Source organism: Staphylococcus ureilyticus (assembly GCF_025558845.1).
Taxonomy (GTDB): Bacteria; Bacillota; Bacilli; order Staphylococcales; family Staphylococcaceae; genus Staphylococcus; species Staphylococcus ureilyticus.
Genome location: NZ_CP094825.1, coordinates 813859 through 839561 on the forward strand (window position 1 = coordinate 813859; position 25703 = coordinate 839561).

23 protein-coding genes are annotated in these 25703 nt (G+C 32.1%); 17 read left to right on the forward strand and 6 right to left on the reverse strand.

All coding sequences use genetic code 11. The features are described from left to right. The first annotated feature begins 1 nt into the window (after position 1). The 9 genes from MUA21_RS03995 to auxB all read left to right on the forward strand — a co-directional run bounded on the left by MUA21_RS03995 (position 2) and on the right by auxB (position 8983). The gene (locus MUA21_RS03995) at positions 2–1300 is read left to right on the forward strand and encodes a dihydrolipoamide acetyltransferase family protein (RefSeq protein WP_064209103.1); all 1299 of its coding nucleotides are present in this window, start codon (positions 2–4) and stop codon (positions 1298–1300) included. Between the two features lie 3 nt (positions 1301–1303). Beyond that, positions 1304–2710 carry a dihydrolipoyl dehydrogenase gene (lpdA, locus tag MUA21_RS04000; RefSeq protein ID WP_046207871.1) on the forward strand — a complete coding sequence of 469 codons (1407 nt, stop codon included), beginning with the start codon at positions 1304–1306 and terminating at the stop codon, positions 2708–2710. 233 nt (positions 2711–2943) lie between these two features. Then, positions 2944–3216 carry a UPF0223 family protein gene (locus MUA21_RS04005; protein WP_046207870.1) on the forward strand — a complete coding sequence of 91 codons (273 nt, stop codon included), beginning with the start codon at positions 2944–2946 and terminating at the stop codon, positions 3214–3216. A gap of 169 nt (positions 3217–3385) precedes the next feature. Further along, positions 3386–3925 carry a helix-turn-helix domain-containing protein gene (locus MUA21_RS04010; RefSeq protein ID WP_064209102.1) on the forward strand — a complete coding sequence of 180 codons (540 nt, stop codon included), beginning with the start codon at positions 3386–3388 and terminating at the stop codon, positions 3923–3925. Positions 3926–3936: 11 nt separating this feature from the next. After that, positions 3937–5031 carry an ABC transporter ATP-binding protein gene (locus MUA21_RS04015; protein ID WP_107525657.1) on the forward strand — a complete coding sequence of 365 codons (1095 nt, stop codon included), beginning with the start codon at positions 3937–3939 and terminating at the stop codon, positions 5029–5031. Next, entirely contained in the window at positions 5024–5827 is an 804-nt protein-coding gene (locus MUA21_RS04020; protein ID WP_262561917.1) for an ABC transporter permease, read from the forward strand. The genes MUA21_RS04015 and MUA21_RS04020 overlap by 8 nt, the downstream gene beginning before the upstream one ends. A 5-nt stretch (positions 5828–5832) precedes the next feature. Beyond that, entirely contained in the window at positions 5833–6645 is an 813-nt protein-coding gene (locus MUA21_RS04025) for an ABC transporter permease (protein WP_262561918.1), read from the forward strand. Next, complete coding sequence (locus MUA21_RS04030; RefSeq protein WP_064209099.1) at positions 6642–7715, forward strand: ABC transporter substrate-binding protein; 1074 nt, start codon at positions 6642–6644, stop codon at positions 7713–7715. The genes MUA21_RS04025 and MUA21_RS04030 overlap by 4 nt, the downstream gene beginning before the upstream one ends. Before the next feature lie 74 nt (positions 7716–7789). After that, a complete protein-coding gene (auxB, locus tag MUA21_RS04035) occupies positions 7790–8983 on the forward strand; it encodes a lipoteichoic acid stability factor AuxB (RefSeq protein ID WP_107525655.1) in 1194 nt (397 codons plus the stop codon). A gap of 225 nt (positions 8984–9208) precedes the next feature. On the opposite strand, the gene MUA21_RS04040 is transcribed toward auxB, so the two are convergent. Continuing rightward, positions 9209–10534 carry an Nramp family divalent metal transporter gene (locus MUA21_RS04040; RefSeq protein ID WP_064209130.1) on the reverse strand — a complete coding sequence of 442 codons (1326 nt, stop codon included), beginning with the start codon at positions 10532–10534 and terminating at the stop codon, positions 9209–9211. A gap of 238 nt (positions 10535–10772) precedes the next feature. On the opposite strand from MUA21_RS04040, the gene MUA21_RS04045 reads away from it, so the two are divergent. After that, entirely contained in the window at positions 10773–11279 is a 507-nt protein-coding gene (locus tag MUA21_RS04045; protein ID WP_107525654.1) for a DUF4064 domain-containing protein, read from the forward strand. A 405-nt stretch (positions 11280–11684) separates the two neighbouring features. On the opposite strand, the gene MUA21_RS04050 is transcribed toward MUA21_RS04045, so the two are convergent. Next, a complete protein-coding gene (locus tag MUA21_RS04050) occupies positions 11685–12296 on the reverse strand; it encodes a YktB family protein (RefSeq protein WP_262561919.1) in 612 nt (203 codons plus the stop codon). A gap of 246 nt (positions 12297–12542) precedes the next feature. Here MUA21_RS04050 and MUA21_RS04055 point away from each other — a divergent pair, with 246 nt between their 5' ends. Then, the gene (locus MUA21_RS04055) at positions 12543–13358 is read left to right on the forward strand and encodes an inositol monophosphatase family protein (protein ID WP_262561920.1); all 816 of its coding nucleotides are present in this window, start codon (positions 12543–12545) and stop codon (positions 13356–13358) included. Between the two features lie 193 nt (positions 13359–13551). Here the strand turns inward: MUA21_RS04055 and MUA21_RS04060 are convergent, their stop codons facing one another. Continuing rightward, the gene (locus MUA21_RS04060) at positions 13552–13743 is read right to left on the reverse strand and encodes a DUF5325 family protein (RefSeq protein WP_046207860.1); all 192 of its coding nucleotides are present in this window, start codon (positions 13741–13743) and stop codon (positions 13552–13554) included. 100 nt (positions 13744–13843) lie between these two features. Between MUA21_RS04060 and typA the strand changes: the two genes are divergently transcribed. Continuing rightward, the gene (typA, locus tag MUA21_RS04065; RefSeq protein ID WP_046207859.1) at positions 13844–15691 is read left to right on the forward strand and encodes a translational GTPase TypA; all 1848 of its coding nucleotides are present in this window, start codon (positions 13844–13846) and stop codon (positions 15689–15691) included. A gap of 613 nt (positions 15692–16304) precedes the next feature. On the opposite strand, the gene MUA21_RS04070 is transcribed toward typA, so the two are convergent. Both MUA21_RS04070 and MUA21_RS04075 read right to left on the reverse strand, forming a co-directional pair. After that, a complete protein-coding gene (locus MUA21_RS04070; protein WP_073342466.1) occupies positions 16305–16478 on the reverse strand; it encodes a DUF2197 domain-containing protein in 174 nt (57 codons plus the stop codon). Next, positions 16479–16961, reverse strand: coding sequence for a hypothetical protein (locus MUA21_RS04075; protein WP_262561921.1), 483 nt, complete (start codon positions 16959–16961; stop codon positions 16479–16481). Between the two features lie 344 nt (positions 16962–17305). Here MUA21_RS04075 and MUA21_RS04080 point away from each other — a divergent pair, with 344 nt between their 5' ends. The 3 genes from MUA21_RS04080 (at position 17306) to MUA21_RS04090 (ending at position 22999) form a co-directional block, all read left to right on the forward strand. Next, the gene (locus MUA21_RS04080) at positions 17306–17581 is read left to right on the forward strand and encodes an Fpa/YlaN family protein (RefSeq protein WP_019469266.1); all 276 of its coding nucleotides are present in this window, start codon (positions 17306–17308) and stop codon (positions 17579–17581) included. Between the two features lie 358 nt (positions 17582–17939). Then, a complete protein-coding gene (gene ftsW / locus MUA21_RS04085) occupies positions 17940–19175 on the forward strand; it encodes a cell division peptidoglycan polymerase FtsW (protein ID WP_046207857.1) in 1236 nt (411 codons plus the stop codon). A gap of 368 nt (positions 19176–19543) precedes the next feature. Beyond that, positions 19544–22999, forward strand: coding sequence for a pyruvate carboxylase (locus tag MUA21_RS04090; protein WP_262561922.1), 3456 nt, complete (start codon positions 19544–19546; stop codon positions 22997–22999). 62 nt (positions 23000–23061) lie between these two features. Here MUA21_RS04090 and MUA21_RS04095 read toward each other — a convergent pair whose 3' ends face one another. Beyond that, positions 23062–23970, reverse strand: a complete 909-nt coding sequence (locus tag MUA21_RS04095) for a COX15/CtaA family protein (RefSeq protein ID WP_046207855.1) — start codon at positions 23968–23970, stop codon at positions 23062–23064. A 279-nt stretch (positions 23971–24249) separates the two neighbouring features. Between MUA21_RS04095 and cyoE the strand changes: the two genes are divergently transcribed. Together cyoE and MUA21_RS04105 are read left to right on the forward strand one after the other, a co-directional pair. Next, complete coding sequence (cyoE, locus tag MUA21_RS04100) at positions 24250–25161, forward strand: heme o synthase (protein ID WP_070658357.1); 912 nt, start codon at positions 24250–24252, stop codon at positions 25159–25161. 24 nt (positions 25162–25185) lie between these two features. Continuing rightward, positions 25186–25662 (forward strand): DUF420 domain-containing protein, encoded by a 477-nt coding sequence (locus tag MUA21_RS04105; RefSeq protein ID WP_046207853.1) that lies wholly within the window; start codon positions 25186–25188, stop codon positions 25660–25662. The last annotated feature ends 41 nt before the right edge of the window (positions 25663–25703 follow it).

Sequence of the window (25703 nt, forward strand, 5' to 3'; positions counted from 1 at the left end):
CGTGGCATTTGAATTTAAATTACCCGATATTGGTGAAGGTATCCACGAAGGTGAAATTGTAAAATGGTTTGTTAAAGCTGGAGATAATATCGAAGAAGATGATGTTTTAGCTGAAGTACAAAATGACAAATCTGTAGTAGAAATCCCATCACCTGTGTCAGGTACAGTAGAGGAAGTACTCGTAGATGAGGGTACAGTAGCTGTTGTCGGCGATACAATTGTTAAAATTGACGCACCTGATGCAGAAGATATGGAATTTAAAGGTAGCGATAGCAGTGAATCTGCAGAAGAAACAGAAGCAGAACCTGCTAAAGAAGAAAGTTCTGAAGCAGCTGCGACACAATCATCAGCTGATGCAGATGTAGATGAAAACAAACGTGTTAAAGCAATGCCTTCAGTACGTAAATATGCACGTGAAAATGGTGTGAACATTAAAGCTGTTGTAGCTTCAGGTAAAAATGGACGTACAACGAAAGAAGACATTGATGCATACTTAAATGGAGATGCAAGTGCAGCTTCAACTGAGAGCGCACCTGAAACTGCAGAAGAAACTTCTGCGAGCGCAGCACAATCAGCGCCAGTTTCTAGTGAAGGAGAATTCCCAGAAACAACAGAAAAAATTCCTGCTATGCGTAAAGCAATTGCAAAAGCAATGGTGAATTCTAAACACACTGCACCTCACGTTACTTTAATGGATGAAATCGATGTTCAAGAACTATGGGATCACCGTAAAAAATTCAAAGAAGTAGCAGCTGAGCAAGGTACTAAATTAACATTCTTACCTTACGTTGTGAAAGCACTCGTTTCTGCGCTTAAAAAATATCCAGCGCTTAACACAGAATTTAATGAAGAAGCTGGCGAAATTGTACACAAACATTATTGGAATATTGGTATCGCAGCAGATACAGACAGAGGTTTATTAGTCCCTGTTGTAAAACATGCTGATCGTAAATCTATGTTCCAAATTTCAGATGAGATTAATGAATTAGCTGTAAAAGCACGCGATGGTAAATTAACTTCAGATGAAATGAAAGGTGCTACTTGTACTATTAGTAATATTGGATCAGCAGGTGGACAATGGTTTACACCAGTGATAAATCATCCAGAAGTAGCTATCTTAGGTATTGGTCGTATTGCCCAAAAACCTATCGTTAAAGATGGTGAAATTGTAGCTGCGCCAGTATTATCATTATCATTAAGCTTTGACCATAGACAAATCGATGGTGCTACTGGACAAAATGCAATGAACCATATCAAGCGTTTATTAAATAATCCAGAATTATTATTAATGGAGGGGTAAAACATGGTAGTTGGAGATTTCCCAATTGAAACAGATACTATTGTAATCGGAGCAGGACCTGGAGGATATGTTGCAGCAATTCGTGCAGCACAATTAGGTCAAAAAGTAACAATCGTTGAAAAAGGCGAATTAGGCGGTGTATGTCTTAACGTTGGATGTATTCCATCAAAAGCATTATTACACGCATCTCACCGTTATGATGAAACTAAAAACTCTGAAAATTTAGGTGTTATTGCTGAAAGTGTTTCACTTAAATTTGACAAAGTTCAAGAATTCAAACAGTCAGTAGTTAAGAAATTAACAGGTGGCGTTGAAGGATTATTAAAAGGTAATAAAGTAGAGATTGTTAAAGGTGAAGCTTATTTCGTAGATAACAACAGTTTACGTGTTATGGATGAGAAGAGCGCTCAAACTTATAACTTTAAACATGCAATTATTGCAACTGGTTCTAGACCAATTGAAATTCCTAATTTCGAATTTGGCAATCGCGTTATTGATTCAACTGGTGCTTTAAATTTACAAGAAGTTCCTGGTAAATTAGTAGTAGTTGGTGGCGGTTATATCGGTTCAGAACTAGGTACTGCTTTTGCTAACTTTGGTTCAGAAGTTACTATTTTAGAAGGTGCTAAAGATATCTTAGGTGGCTTCGAAAAACAAATGACACAACCTGTTAAAAAAGGTATGAAAGAAAAAGGCGTTGAAATTGTTACTGAAGCAATGGCTAAATCTGCTGAAGAAACAGACAATGGTGTTAAAGTAACTTACGAAGTTAAAGGTGAAGAACAAACGATTGATGCTGATTATGTATTAGTTACTGTAGGTCGTCGTCCAAACACTGATGAATTAGGCTTAGAAGAATTAGGTCTTAAATTCGCAGATCGTGGATTATTAGAAGTAGACAAACAAAGCCGTACTTCTATCGACAACATTTTCGCAATTGGTGATATCGTTCCTGGGCTACCATTAGCTCATAAAGCGAGCTATGAAGCGAAAGTAGCTGCTGAGGTTATTTCTGGAGAAGCATCAGAAGTGGATTACATTGGTATGCCTGCTGTATGTTTCACTGAACCAGAATTAGCACAAGTAGGTTACACTGAAGCCCAAGCAAAAGAAGAAGGATTAGAAGTTACAGCTTCTAAATTCCCTTATGCAGCTAACGGTCGTGCCTTATCATTAGATGACACAACTGGATTTGTTAAATTGTTAACACTTAAAGAAGATAATACACTTGTTGGTGCGCAAGTAGTTGGTACTGGTGCTTCTGATATTATCTCTGAATTAGGTTTAGCAATTGAATCTGGTATGAATGCTGAAGATTTAGCATTAACTGTACATGCTCACCCAACTTTAGGTGAAATGTCTATGGAAGCTGCTGAAAAAGCTTTAGGTTTACCAATTCATACAATGTAATAATTTATAAGCACAAATTGTTATGCTTTAGACGTTTTAACTTAAGTGATTAGGAAGTATGAACAGGAACACTGTTCTCGCACTTTCAAGTCAATGTTCAAACATTTAAAGGATATAACAAATATAAAGGGCGGGAATAAGAAATCAATTTAATATATTGGTTTCTGTCCCGCTCTTTTTTTACTTTTTTAAAATTTTGATAACTACTTGTTAACAAAAGGGAGTGTAATGATATGGAATATTCATATCCTATTGATCTTGAATGGACAAATGAAGAAATGATGCAAGTGGTAGCTTTTTTTAATGCCATTGAGCAATACTACGAATCAAAAGTTGAGGGCAAGCTTTTGTTAGAACGCTACAGTCAATTTAAAAAAGTAGTTCCAGGTAAAGCTCAAGAAAAGCAAATATTTAAAGAATTTGAGAAGCAAAGTGGCTATAATAGCTACAAAGCTGTAAAATCAGTCAAAGAGGCTTCTAACCAAAAATATTTTAGCTCAGAATAAATTTTACTATTGTCATATTAGCCATATTTTGATACTTTTATTAAGCACTAAACATAATGTTTGATAAAAGTAAACAAAATATGGTTTTTTGTGTAGAGCATGCTAACGTTGTGATTAACAATTAAGCTTTAAATGTGCAAAAGTATAAGTTATAAAATAAGGTGACAAAATGAAGATAGGGAAAAAATTAAAAAATCTAAGAAATATTAAACAACTTACTCAAAGTGAGTTAGCAGAACGTACAGATTTATCTAAAGGATATGTCTCGCAAATAGAAAGTGAACACGCTTCACCAAGTATGGAAACTTTTTTTAATATTTTAGAAGTGTTAGGTACGACCCCTCGTGAATTTTTTAATGATTCAGCGAATACTAAGGTGTTATATAAGAAAAATGAGCAAATTCACTATGATGAATCTGATAGAGGATATTTATTGAATTGGCCAATTACACAATCAAATAATTTCGAAATGGAACCTTTAATACTTACTTTAAGACCTAATGCATCTTATAAAAGTTTTGATCCTTCAGATTCCGACACATTCATATATTGTTTACAAGGTGAGGTTTCGCTTTTATTAGGGAGTGATTATTATCACGCTGAAGAAGGGGACGCGTTATATTTTAAAGCAAACCAAATACATAGGTTAAAGAACCTTACGTCACAAGATGTGAAAGTGATGGTTGTTGCAACAGCATCATATTTATAGGAGGACAATACATGAACCCTTTATTGACATTTGAATCGGTAAGCAAAGCTTACGATGGAACTCAAATATTAGATAACATAGATTTAAATATTGAATCTGGACATTTTTATACACTATTAGGTCCATCTGGTTGTGGCAAAACTACAATTCTCAAATTGATTGCAGGCTTTGAACAAGTTGATCATGGCCAAATCATTTATCAAGGAAAATCAATTAATCAAGTTCCTGCTAATAAGAGAAAAGTAAATACAGTTTTTCAAGATTATGCACTCTTTCCGCATTTGACTGTATTTGATAACATCGCATTTGGATTAAAAATAAAAAAATTAAACAAGGAAGTCATTAAAACTAAGGTACAAGAAGCTTTAAAATTAGTGAAATTAACTGGCTTTGAAAACAGAATGATAGAAGGCATGAGTGGCGGACAAAAGCAAAGAATTGCGATTGCGCGTGCTATTGTAAATGAACCTGAGATTTTACTTCTAGATGAATCATTATCAGCACTAGATTTAAAACTAAGAACTGAAATGCAATATGAATTAAGAGAAATTCAATCTAGATTAGGTATTACATTTATATTTGTAACACATGATCAAGAAGAAGCATTGGCACTAAGTGACTATATATTTGTAATGAAAGATGGAAAAATACAACAATTTGGTACGCCAATAGATATTTATGATGAACCAGTAAATCGATTTGTTGCTGATTTTATTGGAGAATCTAATATTTTGCAAGGTACGATGGTCAAAGATTATGTCGTTAATATTTACGATCAATCATTTAAGTGTGTTGATATGGGAATTTCTAGTCAACAACAAGTTGAAGTCGTTATCAGACCAGAAGACATTACATTAGTATCTCCTGGGGATGGGTTATTTGAAGTGACTGTTGAATCCATGTTATTTAGAGGTGTGCACTACGAAATCAATTGTGTAGATAGAAAAGGTTATGAGTGGATGGTGCATTCAACAAAGAAAACTGAAGTAGGCAGTAAAGTAGGTTTATATTTTGAACCAGAAGCGATTCATATTATGGTACCGGGTGAAACTGAAGCAGAATTTGATAAACGCATTAATAGTTATGAGGTAAATGATAATGCGTAAAATAAATAGATTTTTATTTATACCATACATTTTGTGGATGATTTTATTTATTGTTGTGCCAGTTATTTTGTTAATTTATTTTTCTATGATTGATATCCATGGTGATTTTAGTTTAGAAAATTATAAACAAATGATGACAACCAAATATTTTTTGATGTTATGGGACTCTGTATTGTACGCTGTACTTATTACGCTGACTACATTACTTATTAGTTATCCAGCGGCGTATTTTATTCGTATATCAAAACATCAGAATGTATGGTTATTGATATTAATTATACCTACTTGGATTAATTTACTTCTGAAGACCTATGCATTTATCGGATTGTTCAGTCATGATGGTATTATCAACCGAATATTATATAGTTTACACTTACCTAGAACGGAACTGTTATTTACAGGACCAGCGTTTATAATTGTAGCAAGTTATATTTATATTCCATTTATGATTTTACCAATTTTTAATAATATGAAAGACATACCAAATAATTTATTACAAGCTTCAAGTGATTTAGGTGCTAGTCGTTTAGCCACTTTTAAAAAAGTAATCATGCCTTTAACTAAACGAGGCGTATTAACTGGAGTGCAAGTTACATTTATTCCTGCACTTTCTTTGTTTATGATTACAAGGTTAATTGCTGGAAATAAAGTGATTAATATTGGAACGGCGATAGAGGAACAATTTCTTGTAATTCAAAATTATGGAATGGGTTCTACAATTGCATTATTTCTCATTCTCTTTATGGCATTTGTCTTAATCATCACAAATAATAAATCTACAAATGGAAAAGGGTGAATCATATGAAATGGTATGGCAAACTATATATCGGTATATTAATTGCAGTATTGTACATCCCTATACTGTTTTTAATGTTTTATTCATTTAATTCAGCAGGTAATATGATTCATTTTGAGCATTTTACATTAGCGCACTATCTATCTTTATTTAACAATGACAGATTGTTATCGGTTATTTTTAATACGATTACAGTGGCATTATTAGCTGCTGCAATTGCAACGGTCATCGGAACAATGGGAGCCATTGCTTTATATCATTTAAGGAATAAGAAATTAAAAATTTCATTACTAACTTTAAATAATGTGCTAATGGTTTCTTCCGATGTTATTATTGGTGCATCATTTTTGATTATGTTTACGGCAATCGGTCATTTTACAGGGTTAGGTCTTGGTTTTATCACTGTGCTCATTTCACATATTGCATTTTGCATTCCAATTGTAGTGATAATTGTGTTGCCTAAATTATATGAAATGAATGCACATACGTTAGATGCTGCTAGAGATTTAGGTGCCACTGAGTTACAAGTGTTAAACAAAGTGATGTTACCACATTTATTCCCAGCAATTCTTGGCGGTTTTTTTATGGCATTAACTTATTCATTAGATGATTTTACAGTTAGTTTTTTCGTTACGGGAAACGGATTTAGTGTATTATCAGTAGAAGTTTATGCTATGGCTAGAAAAGGTATAAGTATGGAAATTAATGCAATATCGACTATACTTTTTATAACAATAATCATAGGTATTCTTGGATATTATTTGATACAAAAAATTATCAAACGAAATAAAGCATTGAAGCAGGTGACTCAACAATGAAACGATTTTTACAATTAATCTTGCTCTCAATTTTTGTTGGATTACTATGTCTATGGATAAGTCAAAAACTCACTGAAAAAGAGCACTCTGCTTCAGGTGAAAAAATATATGTGTATAATTGGGGAGAATATATTGATCCAAGTTTAGTAAAAAAATTCCAAAAGGAAACTGGTATTGAAGTTGTGTACGAGACGTTTGATTCTAATGAGGCTATGGAAGCCAAAATACGCAATGGTGGAACAAATTATGATGTTGCTTTTCCAAGTGAATATACGATAGAAAAAATGAAAAAAGAAGGTTTGTTATTGCCTTTAAATCATGAGAAAATACCAAATATAAAAAATTTAGATAAAGATTATATGAACATGTCATTTGATAGAGATAATCGTTATTCAGTACCATACTTTTTTGGTACAGTTGGTATTTTATATAATAAAAATGTGTATCCAAAAGATAACTTTAATTCGTGGGAAAGTTTATATAACCCAAAATATGAAAATGATATTTTATTAGTGGATGGTGCAAGAGAAGTTATAGGTTTAGGTTTAAACAAATTAGGCTACAGTTTAAATGATAAAAAAACACAACACTTAGCAGAAGTTGAACATGATTTGAAACAAATAAGTCCTAATATTAAAGGTGTCGTTGGTGATGAAATAACTATGATGCTTGAACAACATGAAGCAAATATCGCGGTTGTGTGGAGCGGTATAGCAGCGCCAATTGTGCAAAATAATAGCGACTTTGATTACGTGGTACCCAAAGAAGGGTCAAACTTGTGGTTTGATAACATGGTTATTCCCAAGACTGCTCAAAATAAAGCAGGTGCACACAAGTTTATCAACTTTATGTTAGATGCACAGAATAGTAAACAAAATACGGAATGGGTAGCTTATGCAACACCTAATAAGACTGCAAGAGCACAATTACCAAAAAATATCAAAGACGATGAACGATTTTATCCTTCAAAACGTACACAAGCAAGATTAGAAGTCTATAAAGATTTAGGTAAGGATACATTAAGTGAATATAATGAACGCTTTTTAAATTTTAAAATGTCGTTAAATTAAAGCGTAGTATAGTAGTTATTTTATCGTTTATTCGATATAATAGTTTGATAAGTAGTATAAGGAGTTGTATAGAAATGTCAGGAGAACAATATACTCAAGTTAGGCGTCCAGTGAGTCGACTAGCAGAAAAGGTATTGGGTTGGTTGAGCTGGATATTCTTACTATTATTAACAATCATCACAATGTTTATTGCACTAGTTTCTTTTAGTAGTGAAAGTTCTATTCAAAATTTAGAAACGTCGTTAAATGGTAATGATTTTATTCAGCAAATACTGGCGAATAATGGATTAAATACGATTCAATTCGTTATTTGGTTACAAAATGGTATATGGGCAGTTATCGTATATTTTATTGTTTGTTTATTAATATCATTTTTAGCTTTAATATCAATGAATATTAGAATATTATCTGGTTTTTTATTTTTAATAGCTACAATCGTAACTTTACCTTTAGTTCTGTTATTTGTACCACTCATTATACCGATTCTATTTTTAATAGTGGCAATTATGATGTTTGCACGCAAAGATAAAGTAGAAATGATACCAGCATATTATTCTGGTGGTTATCAAGGTGGTTATAATGACTATGGACAAGAAAGAAAAGCAGAATCAAACCCTGAACCAAGGACAGAACCAAGGACAGAACCAAGACCAGAACCAAACCCACAATACAAAGCACAACAAGATACTTCTGACATAGAACAACCATCAAATCAAGAACAACAATTAAGAAGAGGTGGGTATAGTTCCGAAGTTGCTAATAAAGTAAATTCGGATATCAATTCAAAAGAGGAAGAACCTCAAGTACTATCTCGACAAGCCAAATACAATTATAAATCAAAACAGCAGTCAAATGATAATGATGAAAATCTTCAAAACGACCAAGCAGATCAAAACTTTGATAGCCAAGCCTCTGAAGAAGAAGCTAGACGTAGACAAGAAGCATTTGAAAAAGAACAACAACTTCAACGAGAAGCATATGAAGAACAACAGCGAATCAAGCAAGAAAAGGCTGAGGAAGCTGCCAGATTGAAACAAGAAAAAGCAGAAGAAAAAGCTCGGATCAAGCAAGAAAAGAAAGCACGTAAACAGCGTGAAAAAGAAAGACGTAAACAACAACCCAGTGCAGTTAATCAACGAAGAATGAATTTTGAAGAACGAAAGAAAATCACAAGTCAATCTGCAGAGTCATCAGAGAGTGATGAAGAACAAAACCAATCAAGTAAGAATATGCAAAGCGAAGCAGCAGATACAGATAAAGAAAAATAAAGCATGTATTTTATTATGCTATGCACAAAAAAGAGCAAATCCAAAATGGATTTGCTTTTTTTATATGAATATTTGACAATTTTGACCGTTCACAAAATCACTATAATAATGAAAACATACAGAAATCGTCATTAAACAAAGGTATTAGATTTAAAAATAAACAAAACAGCAACTTCAATAAAGAAATTGCTGTTTTATTAGTCTGTATATATTTAAGTAATATGTTTACATAAGTTCTTTAAATGTTTCTAATATTAAATATACATTTAATAAGCTTAAAATAATGATTAATAACCACGATATCGTATTAACCCAAGTTCTGTTTTTAAATTGTCCCATTAAATAACGATTGTTTGTCGCCAATTGTAAAGGTATTAATGAGAATGGTAAAGCTAAACTTAAAAATACTTGTGAAAATACTAGTAATTGTTCAATTTTAGCTTCATCACTTTTAAAAATAATGATACAGAATATAATTGGTAAAATTGCAAGTAGACGTGTAACCAGTCTACGTAACCAATTTGGAATTTTGAGGTGTAAAAAACCTTCCATTACAATTTGTCCAGCCATCGTTCCAGTAATTGTAGAATTTTGGCCTGATGCTAATAAAGCAATTGCAAATAAGGTACTCATAATTGCCCCCATAGAAGCTCCTAATATAGGCTGGTTTTGTAAAGCATGATATAGATCGTAGAAACCACCTAATTGATCAGTATTAACACCATAAAATAAGGCTGCACCTAAAACAAGTAATAAGCAATTAATAATAAATGCAATCGAAAGTTGAATATTAGAATCCATTGTAGCATATTTGATTGCATGTGCTTTTGATTTTAGACTATTTCTATCATACATTCTTGACTGCACAATAGAAGAGTGTAGGTATAAGTTGTGTGGCATAATTGTAGCACCAATAATCCCAAGTGCAATAAACAACGCGCTATTATTCGTTATGATTTCTTTGCTTGGTACAAAACCACTTAAAACCTCATTGACATGTGGTGAAGCGATAAACACTTCAAATATAAAGATCACAAGTACAGTGAAAATTAACGTACCTACGATTGCTTCTATCTTTCGGAAACCAAATCGCATAATAAAGAGTAATAAAAATACATCTAATACGGTGATAAGCGCACCAACAAGTAATGGAATGCCAAACAATAAATCTAATGCTATCGCACTTCCGATTACTTCTGCAATATCGGTTGCAATAATTGCTAATTCAGCAATAATCCAAAACACAAAAGATAATGGTTTATTTAAGTAATATTTTGTAGCTTGTGCTAAATCCATACCTGTAGCTATTCCTAATCTTACCGTCATACTTTGTAGTAACATTGCTGATAAGCTAGAGAGTAAAATGACGAATAGCAAAATGTATCCAAATTGTGCACCACCTTGCATTGAAGTAATCCAGTTACCTGGATCCATGTAACCAACTGCTACTAATAATCCTGGACCTAAATAAGATAATAACTTTTGACTAAATTTACCATTGGTATTAATAGAAACCGTATTGTTGATTTCTTCTAAACTTTTATTATGCATTTTTATATTATTAGTCAATAGTGATACCTCCTATACTTCTAACTAACTTTTTATAGATTAATCCAAAAAAATTATTAGGTCAACCTAACAAAGAAAAATTGTTAGGTTAAAATTTTACTGCTTTTAATTTTTTATTAGTAAATTAATATTTTGAAATATAGAAAATAATACTTTGTAATTTTGTAATATTGTTAAATTTGCTATGATAGTGATAATGAAAGAATAGGAGGAAAAAATGATGAATCGGAAAGCAGAAAAAATCCTTGCTTGGATTGCAAACGGTCTTAGTTTATTATTTTTAATACTCATGATTTTGGGGTTAATTTTATTGAATTTTCCCGAATCCAAGGAAGCATTAAATCAAATATATGAACAGCAAGGTATGTCTATATCAGCAGATGCACTTAAAGCGTCGATATTAATGCAAGGTGGATTTTTATTATTCGCGACGATTCTAGGATTCTGTGGTGTTTTTACAATTAAAGGAAACAGAATTTTAGCTGGGTGTCTTTTAATTGCAGCGGCTTTAATTAGTATTTTTACTGGTAATTTTATCGCATTAATACTTTGGATAATTGCTGGTATTATGCTGTTAGTAAAAAAAGACAAAATTCAATCACAATATCAAATGAAGTCAAATGACAATAGTGAAAATGGCAAGAATAATGATCCACGACAAAAAAATGACATGAATCCAGAGCAAGAATTAAAAAAGAAAAAAGATGAAGATCCATATATTTATTAAATTATGTGAACGATTCGTACCATTAAAAGATTTATAGTCAAATTGAAAATATACGCTAACTGCTAACAAAGTATTGTCTATGTTAGCAGTTTAGTTATGAGTATAATTTTTGGATTTAATAAGGATACAGACATAGAAATTAAATAAATATATTTTTTTGCTTCTGTCCGTTAATTTAAAGTTAGTTAACGAAATACGTTAAAGTACATTTATTAACATAAAAAAAGAGTCTAGGTCGACTCAACGATGACCTAAACTCTTTCATATTATTCTTTTTTTAATTCTAATCAACATGACTGGAGTGGGACGACGAATTTTTTTAATAATAATAAATTTCTGTCCCACTCTTTTTATAAGATCTAAGCTATTTATACCTTGGTTGCTTTATAGAATCGGAGTTAAACATTATTTATAAAATTTTAATAACTGTGCGAAAGTCTCTTCTAAAAAGTTTAAGAAAGCTTTATCTGTTTTTAATTCATTCGCATTTGGGGCAAGTGTGCGTGCAACAAATAATTCACCTTTTTTCACTTTTTTAACACGATCAATTGCACTTTGTATATCATCGTCTGACATGTTTGCGATGTAAGTTTTTTCTTGAGACATGTGGTCCAAGCTTAAACTATAATCGGATGGTAAATTTTTAAGGGTTTGAAATTGTTCTTCAAAAACCTTCACACGCTGCGCTTTATCTTTTGCTTCGTGCATAACACCATACATGACAAATAATTGGTTTTCAAAAAGACCTACTTGAAAATGAGGCAACATTTTATAACCGCGATTGTTAGTTGCAAATGCAACCCATGTATCCTTAGGCGGATTTACACTTCGTCTTGCATGTTTAGCTACGTGAGGATAAAATACTTCTCCTGTTGTTGCCTCTAAATATTGGGAAAAATATTCTCCTAATTCATGTAATTGTGGTCGAACATGTTTATTCAAAGCTTCCACTCTGTTATCTAAACCATCAACAGTAAATGCTTTAAAATCATTTGCTTTAAATGTATATTTAGCCATTTTAACCTCCTAGTATGTAATTATTATTTTTATTTTAGCACAATATTACGCTATAAACATTGCCATTGCATTTTTCTTTGAACGATATTACATTGCACAGAAACGTGTATAAACCTATGAATCAGGGTAAAAACATAGTATTATTAACTAATATGATATTACATACAATTGACTATTTTAAATATATAGAACTTTATCTTATTAAATATTAATGAAAAGTGAGTCGTGAAAAAGGAGAGGGATACAATGACTGTTTATGAGTTTGCAAAAGGCCTTATTTTAGAAGCGGGCATCAATGTAAAAAAAATCATGAAACAAGGTATAGAAATAGAAACTAAGTCAAATCCCAATGATTTAGTGACGAATGTTGATAAAGCGACTGAAAAGTATATTTTTGACAATATTAAGCAGACTTATCCAGAACATTTAGTAATTGGTGAAGAGGGACATGGACATGACCTTAAAGATGAATCAGGTATTGTATGGGTTGTTGACCCAATCGATGGGACGTTGAATTTTGTACATCAAAAAGAAAATTTTGCAATTTCTATAGGCATATTTAATGATGGCAAACCATATGCAGGATTTGTATACGATGTCATAAATGATAAACTTTACCATGCAAAAGTTGGAGATGGTGCATTTGAAAATGGGAATTCGTTATCTACTATTCAATCAAGTCCTTTAAAAACAAGTATAATTGGTATTAATCCAAATTGGCTTACAAAGCCAAATTTAGGTGAAGTGTTCAAACCAATTGTGGATGAAGCTAGAAGTGCGAGGGCTTATGGCTCGGCTGCCTTAGAAATTATTCATGTAGCTACGGGTAAATTAGGAGGCTACATTACACCTAGATTACAACCTTGGGATTTTGCTGGTGGTTTAATCATTTTGCAAGAAGTAGGTGGCATAGGCACAGATTTAATGGGAAATGCTTTGTCTATATATGAACCGAGTTCCATAGTAATGGCAAATCCTCAATTACATGCAGAACTATTAGAATTTCATTTTCAAAAAAATAATGAAATGATAGAAGCATTACAAAAACGATTAAAACATTAAGATGATTGTTTTGAATCATATAACTAATCAAATTTTAACTTTTAAAGTAAGTGATGTGATACAGAAAGTCAATGATGGTTTAATTAGTAGCGTGTTAAATACAAACTTTAAAGCATTTTTAAATAAAATTAACATATAAAAAAGGACAGAAAATACATTTTTTAATGATTTTCTGTCCTCATTTATTTTATAATTATAACCAATTATTCTCACGATATTTCTTTTTTAAAGTGAAACCGCACCCAAATGTTGCAATGAATAGTATAAATGTTAAAATCATCATTGGAACATTTGTAGCAGCGATACTAAAGCTAAACAAAAGCAAAAATATAACAGCTATGATAGCGAGTACCCAGAATATTGATTTAGATTTTTTTTGTTGCATCCCAACCACACCTTTATAGTTTTCTTTAACCAATTATATGATATAATAAAAAAGTTGCAAAGAAAAGTGGGAATTTACTCGAGAAAGGAAATTATATAAAATGACTAAAATAAGAGAAGATGTTCGTAATATCGCAATCATCGCTCACGTTGACCATGGTAAAACAACATTAGTAGATGAATTATTAAAACAATCAGGAATTTTCCGTGAAAATGAGCATGTTGATGAGAGAGCAATGGATTCTAACGACATAGAAAGAGAACGAGGCATAACAATTCTTGCTAAAAATACGGCGATTAATTATAAAGATAACAGAATCAACATTTTAGATACACCTGGACACGCCGATTTCGGTGGCGAAGTTGAACGTATTATGAAAATGGTTGATGGTGTAATCTTAGTTGTAGACGCTTATGAAGGTACAATGCCACAAACACGTTTCGTATTAAAAAAAGCACTTGAACAAAATTTAAAACCTGTAGTAGTAGTAAATAAAATTGATAAACCTGAAGCTAGACCTGAAGGTGTAGTAGACGAAGTTTTAGATTTATTTATTGAATTAGAAGCTAATGATGAACAATTGGATTTCCCTGTTGTTTATGCATCAGCTGTTAATGGTACTGCAAGTTTAGATTCTGAAAAACAAGATGAAAACATGCAATCACTTTACGAAACAATTATTGATTATGTGCCAGCGCCAATTGATAATAGAGAAGAACCGTTACAATTCCAAATAGCATTGTTGGATTATAACGATTATGTTGGACGTATTGGTGTAGGACGTGTATTTAGAGGAACGATGCGTGTTGGTGATAGTGTATCTTTATTAAAATTAGATGGCTCTGTAAAGAATTTCAGAGTAACTAAAATTTTCGGTTATTTCGGATTAAAACGTGAAGAAATTGAAGAAGCTTATGCAGGCGATTTAATTGCTGTTTCAGGTATGGAAGACATTAACGTAGGTGAAACTGTAACACCTAATGATCATCAAGAGCCTTTACCGGTTCTTAGAATAGATGAACCTACATTGGAAATGACATTTAGAGTTAATAACTCACCGTTTGCTGGACGTGAAGGTGACTTCGTAACGTCTCGTCAAATTCAAGAGCGTTTAGATGAACAATTAGAAACAGATGTATCATTAAAAGTAACGCAAACAGAATCTCCAGATAAATGGATAGTTGCAGGACGTGGTGAACTACATTTATCTATTTTAATTGAAAATATGAGACGTGAAGGTTATGAATTACAAGTTTCAAAACCACAAGTTATCTTAAGAGAAATTGATGGCGTTAAATGTGAACCATTCGAACGTGTACAATGTGAAGTACCACAAGAATATACAGGTGCTGTCATAGAATCATTAGGTCAACGTAAAGGTGAAATGCTAGATATGGTGACTACTGATAATGGTTTAACTCGTCTTATATTTATGGTTCCAGCACGTGGTTTAATCGGTTATACTACTGAGTTTATGTCACAGACACGTGGCTACGGCATCATTAACCATACTTTTGAAGAATTCAAACCTCGTGTTAAAGGCCGTATAGGCGGTAGAAGAAATGGTGCGCTTGTGTCTATGGACAAAGGTCAAGCAAGTTCATATGCAATTATGGGATTAGAAGATCGCGGTACGAACTTTATGGAACCAGGTACTGAAGTATATGAAGGTATGATTGTCGGTGAACACAATCGTGAAAATGACTTAACAGTAAATATTACGAAAGAAAAACACCAAACTAACGTACGTTCAGCTACAAAAGATCAAACAGTTACAATGAAACGCCCAAGAAAATTAACTTTAGAAGAAGCATTACAATTTATCAATGATGATGAATTAGTAGAGGTAACGCCTGAAACGATTCGCATTAGAAAAACAATTTTAGAAAAAGCAGCGCGTGAAAAAGAAGCAAAACGAATCAAACAATTAATGCAAGAAGAAGAGTAATTAGTAAATCATCATAGTATTGGAGCAATAAATACTTTTGATTAACCTGGCAATGTCAATTTCTATTGGAATAATATAGAGATTGATGTTGCTTTTTTTATGATATTCACTTGTTAAGTAGTAAAAATGATCTGTATTTGGTAATATAATTAGTTCGATTTTTAATTAATTAGGCGTTTTAGTAAAGCAGAGGTGTTATATTAACTTATAACTTTTATACACATGACATCAAATTAAATTATTTAATTGTATTTATTCATGATAGATAAATATTTTGATTTTGTAGCGAATATCTTTGATAAGTAATCGTGAAATCTAGAATAGTAGTTACTGATAAAACTTCAAAGTATATCATGAGTTGCTTGAGTATACAGGATCAGTGTTGTTTCACATCAAGAAAGTTAATTGATAAGCAATGGTGATATAAAACAAACCCTATAAAAGTTTCAAATTGATAGAAACTTCCACAGGGCGTATTTTAAGATTAAGGTTCCAGTTGACTTATAAAATATTAACAGTCGATGACGATGGTCAAAGCTATTAATGATTGCTAATATGATGAAGCTATATTTTGCTTTTTGATTTAAAACATGTGTAAGTCTGTACAAATAGATTATCGATGGTCGAAAGTTGTTGCTTGATTACGTTGTTTTGGTGTATCCAGACGACTTTTACATTCGTCGCACATAAATGTGTGCATTGGATCATTTCTTAATCTTTTAGCTTCTAATGTATTTTGATCAATGAATACTTCGGTATCACAGATAATACATTGCACTTTTATCATTTAAATCACCTCGATGTGAGTAACATACTTGAACTCATATGAATAACCTTGTTCTGGAATGTAGACAAAACTATCTACGAAGTTATCTTCATAAAGTCTTTTACCATCACGAGCGAATTGGAAGAAAAGATATGGTAGTAAATCTATTGGCACTTCTATTGAGTCTTTATCATTAAATAAACGTATTGCTTTCGCATGATCATAAGGCTCAGCATTTTTGAAAAATGGTGACATATTAATTACAAATGAATTTTCTAAAACTGCTCTTTTTCTATATTTAATTTCTGAATTAAGTGTTGGAGGATTTGTTTGCCCTTCTAAAATTGCACGATTCCATTCCCGATTGTCATCGAAATTGATTGGTTTAGTGCCGTCAAAAACACCACTCTCTAAATCTTCTAATTTAACTTTTCTATCATCAAATATCCAAGTTGTACTATCTAAAGTAATTGAAAATTTAACTTCACCCTTAATTTGAATCATAATCCCACTCCTAATGTATTATAAAAATTTTAAATAAAACGAATCGACAAAAAGTTCAGCCGTTACAATAATTGACATTTTTGTGAATTTAGACGTAATTAAATAGTTTATATCATATGAGTTGCTTCATATAAATAAAAATGTCTAATTGCTTGAACGCTCATAGCACAATGATTTGTGTAGTTCGTTTCATTAATTATATATGTAACTAAACTAAATATATCACTATTTCTAATATTATCATAAATAACTAGCCTTAGTATATTACTGAATTCGCTTGCTTTTTCTGTATCAGTAAGATAAACTTTTACATATAAAGTTACAATTGATAGGGGGAGTATGTCATGGTAAAGGGCCAAAAATTAAACAGTGCGGCATATGACCAATTAAATAAAGATGCAGACAGGATTCTTCAATTGATCAAAGTTCAAATGGATAATCTTACATTACCTCAATGCCCATTGTATGAAGAAGTTCTTGATACGCAAATGTTTGGTTTACAAAAAGAAGTTGATTTTGCTGTTGAACTAGGCTTGGTAGATAGAGAAGCGGGCAAAGATTTAATGCTTCGTTTAGAAAAAGAATTGTCTAAATTGCATGAGGCATTTACAAACGTTTAATTGGATTCAGTAATTTTAAAAGTATAAATTTATTTTTACTAAATAAAATGATATAAAGTGAAATTAAGTAGTTAAAAAACTACATAAGATATTTGAAGTGGCTAAGATGTCAATATTATATTGATCGTATCGTAGCCACTTTTTTTGTTTGATAACAAAGGATGTATTAGTATATTAATGATTGAACAACAAATTATATTTGTTCGAAAAATGAATACAATTTTTGATATACTGTTAAAGGTACAATTAATTTAAAAAACAATTTCGGTTTTTAGAATAACGTAACGTTTCTGAAACTTTTTATTAAAAATGATTAATATGTAAAGAATATATAAAATAGAATTGGATGATATGTCGAATGAATAACATAAAGAGTTTTTTTCAATATATTAGCAAGAATGCTAAATATATTGATTATCCGTTAGTAATTACATATTTGTTGTTATGTCTCATTGGCTTAGTCATGGTATATAGTGCAAGTATGGTTGCAGCCACTAAAGGTTCTTTAACAGGCGGTGTACCTGTGACAGGAACATATTTTTACACTAGGCAATTAATGTACGTAATTATGAGTATCATTCTTGTTTTTATTATGGCTTTTGTGATGAATGTGAAGTTTTTGGAAACAATTAAGTTTCAAAAATGGATGATGCTTGGGATTATCTTATTATTAATGGCAACGCTTTTAGTAGGAAGTAATATTAATGGTTCGAAAAGTTGGATTAATTTAGGCTTTATGAATTTACAAGCTTCAGAACTGTTGAAAATTGCTTTGATATTATATATTCCATATATGATTGAAAAGAAAAGACCAAAAGTTTTTAAAAATCCTAAATTAATGACTTCACCAATCATTTTATCTGCTATTTGTATTGGTCTTGTGTTTTTACAGCGCGATGTAGGGCAAACATTATTAATTTTAATAATTTTTTTCTCAATCTTATTTTATGCAGGTATTGGCGTTCAAAAATCGCTAAAATATGGTTTAATTGTTCTTACAGGTGTTGTACTTATTGGTGGCTTATTTTTACTCATAGGGCTCGTACCAGATTATTTAACGGCTAGATTCAGTACCCTTACAGATCCATTTAGTAATGAAGGTGGCACAGGTTACCACATCTCTAATTCATTAATTGCAATTGGTAATGGAGGATTGTTGGGCCGTGGTTTAGGAAATAGTATTATGAAATTAGGTTATTTGCCGGAACCACATACTGACTTTATTTTCTCTATTATTTGTGAGGAACTTGGACTTGTTGGAGGGCTAATTGTCATTTGCCTATTATTCTTTATTGTATATCGTGCATTTGAACTTGCGAGTAAAACAAGCTCATACTTTTATAAATTAGTTTGTGTAGGTGTTGCGAGTTATATAGGTAGTCAAACATTTGTCAATTTAGGTGGTATTTCAGGCACGATACCTTTAACTGGTGTCCCGTTACCATTTATTAGCTTTGGTGGGTCATCAATGATTAGCTTAAGTATTGCAATGGGACTATTGTTAATTACAGCTAAACAAATTAAAGTAGATGAATCGAAAAGAAGACAGCAACGTAAACATACTAAAAATTTTAGCGTGCCAAAAAATAATTAATTCGCGCAAAATAAGCAAACGATTCAACATGCAAATGTTGGAAACGTTTGCTTATTTTTTTATCTGTACAAGCTACTTTTGAAAAAGTTAATAAGTGTAACTCTGTTGATAAGTTTAAGTTATTAATAATGATAACTTTATATTATGTTGTTTTTGTGATATAATCTCTCTTAAATACGATAGGTATCCATTTTTTCAGTATTAATTACAATAAAATAGTTAGTCTTATCTTTAAAATAAAAGTAATGGTTTTATTGTAATTTTAAATAATGTGAAAACTATTTTACTGTATACATAGTTCGTATTTTGCTATAATCAATTTTATATTCAACTTTTTAGAAAATTCAAAATTTAAGGGGGACCATGATTTGAAACAAATTAATAAACTTATGGTAGCCAATCGTGGAGAGATAGCAATAAGGATTTTTAGGGCTGCAACAGAATTGAATATTAAAACAGTTGCGATTTATTCAAACGAAGATAAAGGATCTTTACATAGATATAAAGCTGATGAGTCATATTTAGTTGGGAAAGATTTAGGACCAGCAGAATCATATTTGGATATAGAGCGCATTTTAGATGTTGCGAAACGTGCAGGAGTGGACGCAATTCATCCTGGTTATGGATTTTTAAGTGAAAATGAAACTTTTGCTAAACGCTGTCAAGAAGAGGGGATAAAGTTTATCGGCCCACGTGTCGAACATCTAGACATGTTTGGGGATAAAGTTAAGGCAAGAACGACAGCTATAAATGCTGATTTAAGAGTTATTCCAGGTACAGATGGACCAATTGATAATCAATCCGATGCAATTGCTTTTGCAAATGAAGCCGGCTACCCATTGATGATTAAAGCTACAAGCGGTGGCGGCGGTAAGGGTATGCGTATTGTGCGTTCAGAAGATGAATTGGAAGAAGCATTTCACAGAGCAAAATCTGAAGCAGAGAAATCTTTTGGTAATAGTGAGGTTTATATTGAAAAATATATAGATAATCCAAAACACATTGAAGTACAAGTCATTGGTGATGAACATGGAAACATCGTTCATTTATATGAACGTGATTGTTCTGTCCAAAGACGTCATCAGAAAGTTGTTGAAGTTGCGCCATCTGTTGCACTTACTGATGATTTAAGAGAGCGTATATGTGATGCTGCGATTCAATTAATGGAAAATATTGAATATGTAAATGCTGGTACAGTTGAATTTTTAGTATCTGGAGACGATTTCTATTTCATAGAAGTTAACCCTCGTGTACAAGTTGAGCATACAATTTCTGAGATGGTAACAGGTGTAGATATTGTTAAAACTCAAATTCTTGTAGCAGATGGTGAAAAACTATTTGATGATGAAATAGGCATGCCACAACAAAAAGATATTCAAACATTAGGCTATGCGATTCAATGTCGTATTACAACGGAAGATCCGACAAATGACTTTATGCCAGATACTGGTAGAATTATTGCTTATCGCTCAAGTGGTGGCTTTGGTGTCAGACTTGACGCTGGTGATGGTTTCCAAGGTGCCGAGATTTCACCATATTATGATTCATTACTTGTAAAATTATCTACACATGGTATGACGTTTAAACAAGCAAATGAAAAAATGGACCGTTCATTACAAGAAATGCGTATTCGTGGCGTGAAAACTAATGTGCCATTTTTAATTAATGTAATGAGAAATACTCAATTCAAGACCGGAGACTATACGACTAAGTTTATCGAAAGTACACCTGAGTTATTTGATATTGAACCTACTTTAGATAGAGGAACAAAGACATTAGAATATATAGGTAATGTATCTATCAATGGTTTTCCTAACGTAGAAAAAAGGCCGAAACCGATTTATGAAACGTCGCCTATTCCTCAGGTTCCAAAAAAGGTTGTCGAAAAATTTGAAGGTACAAAGCAGTTATTAGATCATAAAGGGCCACAAGCAGTTGCGGAATGGTTAAAACAACAAGAAGATGTATTAATTACAGATACAACGTTCAGAGACGCACATCAGTCATTGTTGGCCACACGCGTACGAACTAAAGATATGATGAATATTGCTTCTAAAACAGCAGAAGTAATGAAAGATAGTTTTTCATTAGAAATGTGGGGCGGCGCAACATTTGATGTTGCTTACAACTTCTTAAAAGAAAATCCGTGGGAAAGACTTGAAAGATTAAGAAAAGCTATTCCAAACGTTTTATTCCAAATGCTTTTACGTGCATCTAACGCTGTTGGCTATAAAAACTATCCAGATAATGTCATTAAAAAATTTGTGAAAGAAAGTGCTGATGCAGGTATAGATGTCTTCCGCATATTTGATTCATTAAATTGGATAGATCAAATGAAAGTGGCAAATGAAGCCGTTCAAGAAGCAGGTAAGATTTCAGAGGGCGCTATTTGCTATACAGGTGATTTCTTAAATAGTAATCGTTCTGATATTTACACATTAGATTACTATATAAATATGGCGAAAACACTTGAATCAGAAGGATTCCACATTTTAGCAATTAAAGATATGGCCGGTTTATTAAAACCAAAAGCTGCGTATGAATTAATCGGTGAATTAAAAGCAGCGGTCAATTTACCAATTCATTTACACACACATGATACAAGCGGAAATGGGCTATTAACTTATAAAGAAGCTATAGATGCAGGTGTAGATGTCATTGACACAGCAGTTGCATCTATGAGTGGTTTAACCAGTCAACCTAGTGGTAATTCGTTGTATTATGCACTGAATGGTTTCGGTAGAAGCATGCGTGCAGATATTGATGGTATGGAAGAATTATCACATTATTGGGGTACTGTACGTCAATACTATAGCGATTTCGAAAGTGATATTAAGTCACCTAACACAGAAATTTATCAACATGAAATGCCAGGTGGACAATATTCGAATTTACGTCAACAAGCGAAAAGTTTAGGCTTAGGCAATAGATTTAATGAAGTGAAAGATATGTATAAACGCGTTAATTTCTTATTCGGTGATATTGTTAAAGTAACACCTTCATCAAAAGTTGTTGGTGATATGGCTTTATACATGGTTCAAAATGATTTAGATGAACAAACGATAATAAAAGATGGATATAAATTAGATTTCCCTGAATCTGTCGTATCATTCTTTAAAGGAGAAATTGGTCAGCCGGTAAATGGATTCAATAAAGAGCTTCAAAAAGTGATATTGAAAGGTCAAACACCATTAACTGAACGCCCAGGAGAATACTTAGAGCCAGTCGATTTTGAAACAGTGAGACAAGAATTAGAGGAAAAACAACAAAAAGAAGTCACTGAGCAAGATGTAATCAGTTATGTGTTATATCCTAAAGTCTATGAACAATTTATTTCGACACAAGAACAATATGGCAATGTATCACTTCTAGATACACCAACATTTTTCTTTGGCATGAGAGCAAATGAAACTGTAGAAATTGAGATTGATACAGGTAAACGATTAATTATTACACTTAAAACGATTACAGAACCTGATGAAAAAGGCGTACGTACGATATTTTATGATATGAATGGTCAGGCTAGACGTATCTTTATACAAGATGAAAATGTGAAAGCCAATGCCAGCGTTAAACCCAAAGCGGATAAACTGAATCCAAATCATATTGGTGCACAAATGCCAGGATCAGTTACAGAAGTTAAAATTACAGAAGGTGAATCTGTGACGAGTGGGCAAGCATTATTGATTACTGAAGCTATGAAGATGGAAACAACTATTCAAGCACCATTTGATGGTGTCGTAAGAAAAGTGACAGTACAAAATGGTGATGCGATTGAAACAGGAGATTTATTAATAGAAATTGAAAAAGAGCAAGAAGATTAAACTAAAAAATGCTGGGATACGGTTAACGTATCCCAGCATTTTTGTAAGTTAATTAAAGTAGATTATCCGCCACTTCTTATCGTTCTTAGCATCAATACAATAAAGTAAGCAATTAAACCAAACAATATTGTTATGAATAGTGCGTGCAATAAAGCAATTAATAAATTCACTTCAGTAATAATAGATAAAGCACCTGTAATCACTTGTAAAATTATTAAAATAAATGCAGCGGTATAACCAAAACGAATTGTTCGATTTTCTTTGTAATTATTAATTGCGTGTATAAACGTAATTAAAATCCAAATAAAAGCGATTAAAGCCATACCTCTGTGAGTGAAGTTCACCCAATCTTGTACGTTATGAGGTATTAAATCATTAAATGGAAGCGGCCATTGACCATAAGCTAAACTTGCTTCTTTATGTCTAACTAAAGCTCCAGTATAAATCGTTAAATATACAATGACTGCCATAATCCATGTGTAGATTCTAAGTGGTTTACGAATAAATAATTCATCAGCTTCGTATTTACGGTCTACTTCAAAGATAATTAACGCTAAAACAAATACTGAAGAAAATGAAATTAATGAAATACCAAAATGTAACGCTAAAACATAATCGTTTTGTTGCCACATGACTGCTGCCGCACCAACAAGTGCTTGTAATAATAAGAAACCAATACTAATCATGCATAACGGTTTAACTTCTTTGATATAACCAATATGTTTCCAAGCAACTATCACTAGCCATAAAACAAGAATTAAAGATAGACCTGATACTGCACGATGACTTAATTCAATTATTGTTTGTATAGGTAAATTTTGAGGTAAAAAAGCACCATGACATAACGGCCAGTCAGAGCCACAACCATCAGCTGAACCAGTTTTAGTAACTAGGGCACCTCCTAGCTGTACAAATGCCATTATTATCGCTGCCAATACAGATAACCATTTCAGGTTTTTTTTGTTAAACAAGAATTAACCCCCCACAAATAAATAAAACAGAATATGAGTAATGGTTCAGCTCAAATGATAACAACCATTATACTGTAAACCAAAGACTCTTTACATTTACTTCTTTATTTTTAAATAAAACTTAATTATTATTATAACAAGAAATACACTTCTAATTGTGTCACAAAAATGACTATTTGTGAATGTCGATAAAGTGTCACAAATAACTTTGTATAAATGTAGTCAATGACCTTAAATTGATATATCATTGTATTATATGGAAAATTTAGGAGGGAAATTATGAACAAAGAACAAACTTTGTCGCATAATTCTAGTCGTGTAACGTTTAAAGAGTTACAACAAATTATTAAGATGGGACTAGTACAGGGCAATTTAATTCCAGCGTTTGCCGGTTCATGGCTTGCAATTGTGTTGGCAAATCATTCCTTCCTCTCGTCAATACCACAGATTTTAATGATGTTGGTAGGTTCGACATTAATTATGGGGGGCGCATGCGCTTTAAATAATTACTATGATCAAGATATTGACAGTATCATGCCAAGTAAACAGCAAAGACCTTCAGTTAATGGAAAAATTTCAAATAGAAATTTATTATTACTTAGTTTTGGAATGATGCTCGTAGGGGAAGCATTATTATTTGCTTTAAATATACCATCCGGTGTAATTGGATTGTTAGGTATCGTTGGCTATGTGTCATTTTATTCAATTTGGTCTAAACGTCATACAGTTTGGAATACAGTAATTGGGAGTTTTCCTGGTGCTGTACCACCGTTAATAGGTTGGACAGCTATCGAGAGTAATATTAGTATAATTGCTGTAGCGCTATTCTTAGTAATATTTTGTTGGCAACCAGTACATTTTTATGCATTGGCAATAAAACGTAAAGATGAATATAGCTTGGCAAATATTCCGATGTTACCTTCTGTTAAAGGTTTCAAACGCACGAGAGTGAGTATGTTTATATGGCTAATATTGTTATTACCATTACCATTATTATTGAGTGATCTTGGTACAACGTTTATGGTATTAGCTACGTTATTAAACTTAGGCTGGTTATATTTAGGTTTAACTAGTTTTAACAAAGATTCAGATCAAACAAAATGGGCAACAAAAATGTTTGTTTATTCTTTAAACTATTTAGTAGTTTTCTTCGTACTCGTTGTTGTTGTTTCATTAATTAAAATGTTCTAATAAATATTAATAAGGATGGAATTTATGAATTTACCAATCTTACCTACAATTAGCACAACATGTATAGTGATAAGCGCAATCCTTATTGCAATCGGATGGCGTAAAATATGGAAAAGAGAAATCGAAAGTCATAAAAAATTTATGTTACTTGCTGCTGTATTTGCGCTAACGTTTTTTATTATTTATGCTTCGAGAACGATATTTATTGGTAATACTGCTTTTGGCGGCCCAGAATCAATTAAGATTTATTATACAATCTTCTTAATTTTTCATATCAATTTAGCTACCATTGGTGGGTTATTGGGACTTTTCCAGATTATCACTGCGTTCAAAGACAAATTTAAACTTCACAGATTTGTAGGACCAATTGCATCAATTGTTTGGTTTTGTACTGCTATCACAGGTGTGATGGTTTATGTACTACTCTATGTATTATATCCAGGCGGAGAAACGACATCATTATTGAAAGCAACTTTCGGTTTTATAAATATACTTAGCTAAGGATACGAGAGACTAATCTAGCTAAAATATTGATTATATCT

What these genes read in the sequence shown, in the direction of transcription:
- lpdA (WP_046207871.1), top strand. Translation starts at nt 1,304, where the DNA reads ATGGTAGTTGGAGATTTCCCAATTGAAACAGATACTATTGTAATCGGA.
- MUA21_RS04005 (WP_046207870.1), top strand. Translation starts at nt 2,944, where the DNA reads ATGGAATATTCATATCCTATTGATCTTGAATGGACAAATGAAGAAATG.
- MUA21_RS04010 (WP_064209102.1), top strand. Translation starts at nt 3,386, where the DNA reads ATGAAGATAGGGAAAAAATTAAAAAATCTAAGAAATATTAAACAACTT.
- MUA21_RS04015 (WP_107525657.1), top strand. Translation starts at nt 3,937, where the DNA reads ATGAACCCTTTATTGACATTTGAATCGGTAAGCAAAGCTTACGATGGA.
- MUA21_RS04020 (WP_262561917.1), top strand. Translation starts at nt 5,024, where the DNA reads ATGCGTAAAATAAATAGATTTTTATTTATACCATACATTTTGTGGATG.
- MUA21_RS04025 (WP_262561918.1), top strand. Translation starts at nt 5,833, where the DNA reads ATGAAATGGTATGGCAAACTATATATCGGTATATTAATTGCAGTATTG.
- MUA21_RS04030 (WP_064209099.1), top strand. Translation starts at nt 6,642, where the DNA reads ATGAAACGATTTTTACAATTAATCTTGCTCTCAATTTTTGTTGGATTA.
- auxB (WP_107525655.1), top strand. Translation starts at nt 7,790, where the DNA reads ATGTCAGGAGAACAATATACTCAAGTTAGGCGTCCAGTGAGTCGACTA.
- MUA21_RS04040 (WP_064209130.1), bottom strand. Translation starts at nt 10,534, where the DNA reads ATGCATAATAAAAGTTTAGAAGAAATCAACAATACGGTTTCTATTAAT.
- MUA21_RS04045 (WP_107525654.1), top strand. Translation starts at nt 10,773, where the DNA reads ATGAATCGGAAAGCAGAAAAAATCCTTGCTTGGATTGCAAACGGTCTT.
- MUA21_RS04050 (WP_262561919.1), bottom strand. Translation starts at nt 12,296, where the DNA reads ATGGCTAAATATACATTTAAAGCAAATGATTTTAAAGCATTTACTGTT.
- MUA21_RS04055 (WP_262561920.1), top strand. Translation starts at nt 12,543, where the DNA reads ATGACTGTTTATGAGTTTGCAAAAGGCCTTATTTTAGAAGCGGGCATC.
- MUA21_RS04060 (WP_046207860.1), bottom strand. Translation starts at nt 13,743, where the DNA reads ATGCAACAAAAAAAATCTAAATCAATATTCTGGGTACTCGCTATCATA.
- typA (WP_046207859.1), top strand. Translation starts at nt 13,844, where the DNA reads ATGACTAAAATAAGAGAAGATGTTCGTAATATCGCAATCATCGCTCAC.
- MUA21_RS04070 (WP_073342466.1), bottom strand. Translation starts at nt 16,478, where the DNA reads ATGATAAAAGTGCAATGTATTATCTGTGATACCGAAGTATTCATTGAT.
- MUA21_RS04075 (WP_262561921.1), bottom strand. Translation starts at nt 16,961, where the DNA reads ATGATTCAAATTAAGGGTGAAGTTAAATTTTCAATTACTTTAGATAGT.
- MUA21_RS04080 (WP_019469266.1), top strand. Translation starts at nt 17,306, where the DNA reads ATGGTAAAGGGCCAAAAATTAAACAGTGCGGCATATGACCAATTAAAT.
- ftsW (WP_046207857.1), top strand. Translation starts at nt 17,940, where the DNA reads ATGAATAACATAAAGAGTTTTTTTCAATATATTAGCAAGAATGCTAAA.
- cyoE (WP_070658357.1), top strand. Translation starts at nt 24,250, where the DNA reads ATGAACAAAGAACAAACTTTGTCGCATAATTCTAGTCGTGTAACGTTT.
- MUA21_RS04105 (WP_046207853.1), top strand. Translation starts at nt 25,186, where the DNA reads ATGAATTTACCAATCTTACCTACAATTAGCACAACATGTATAGTGATA.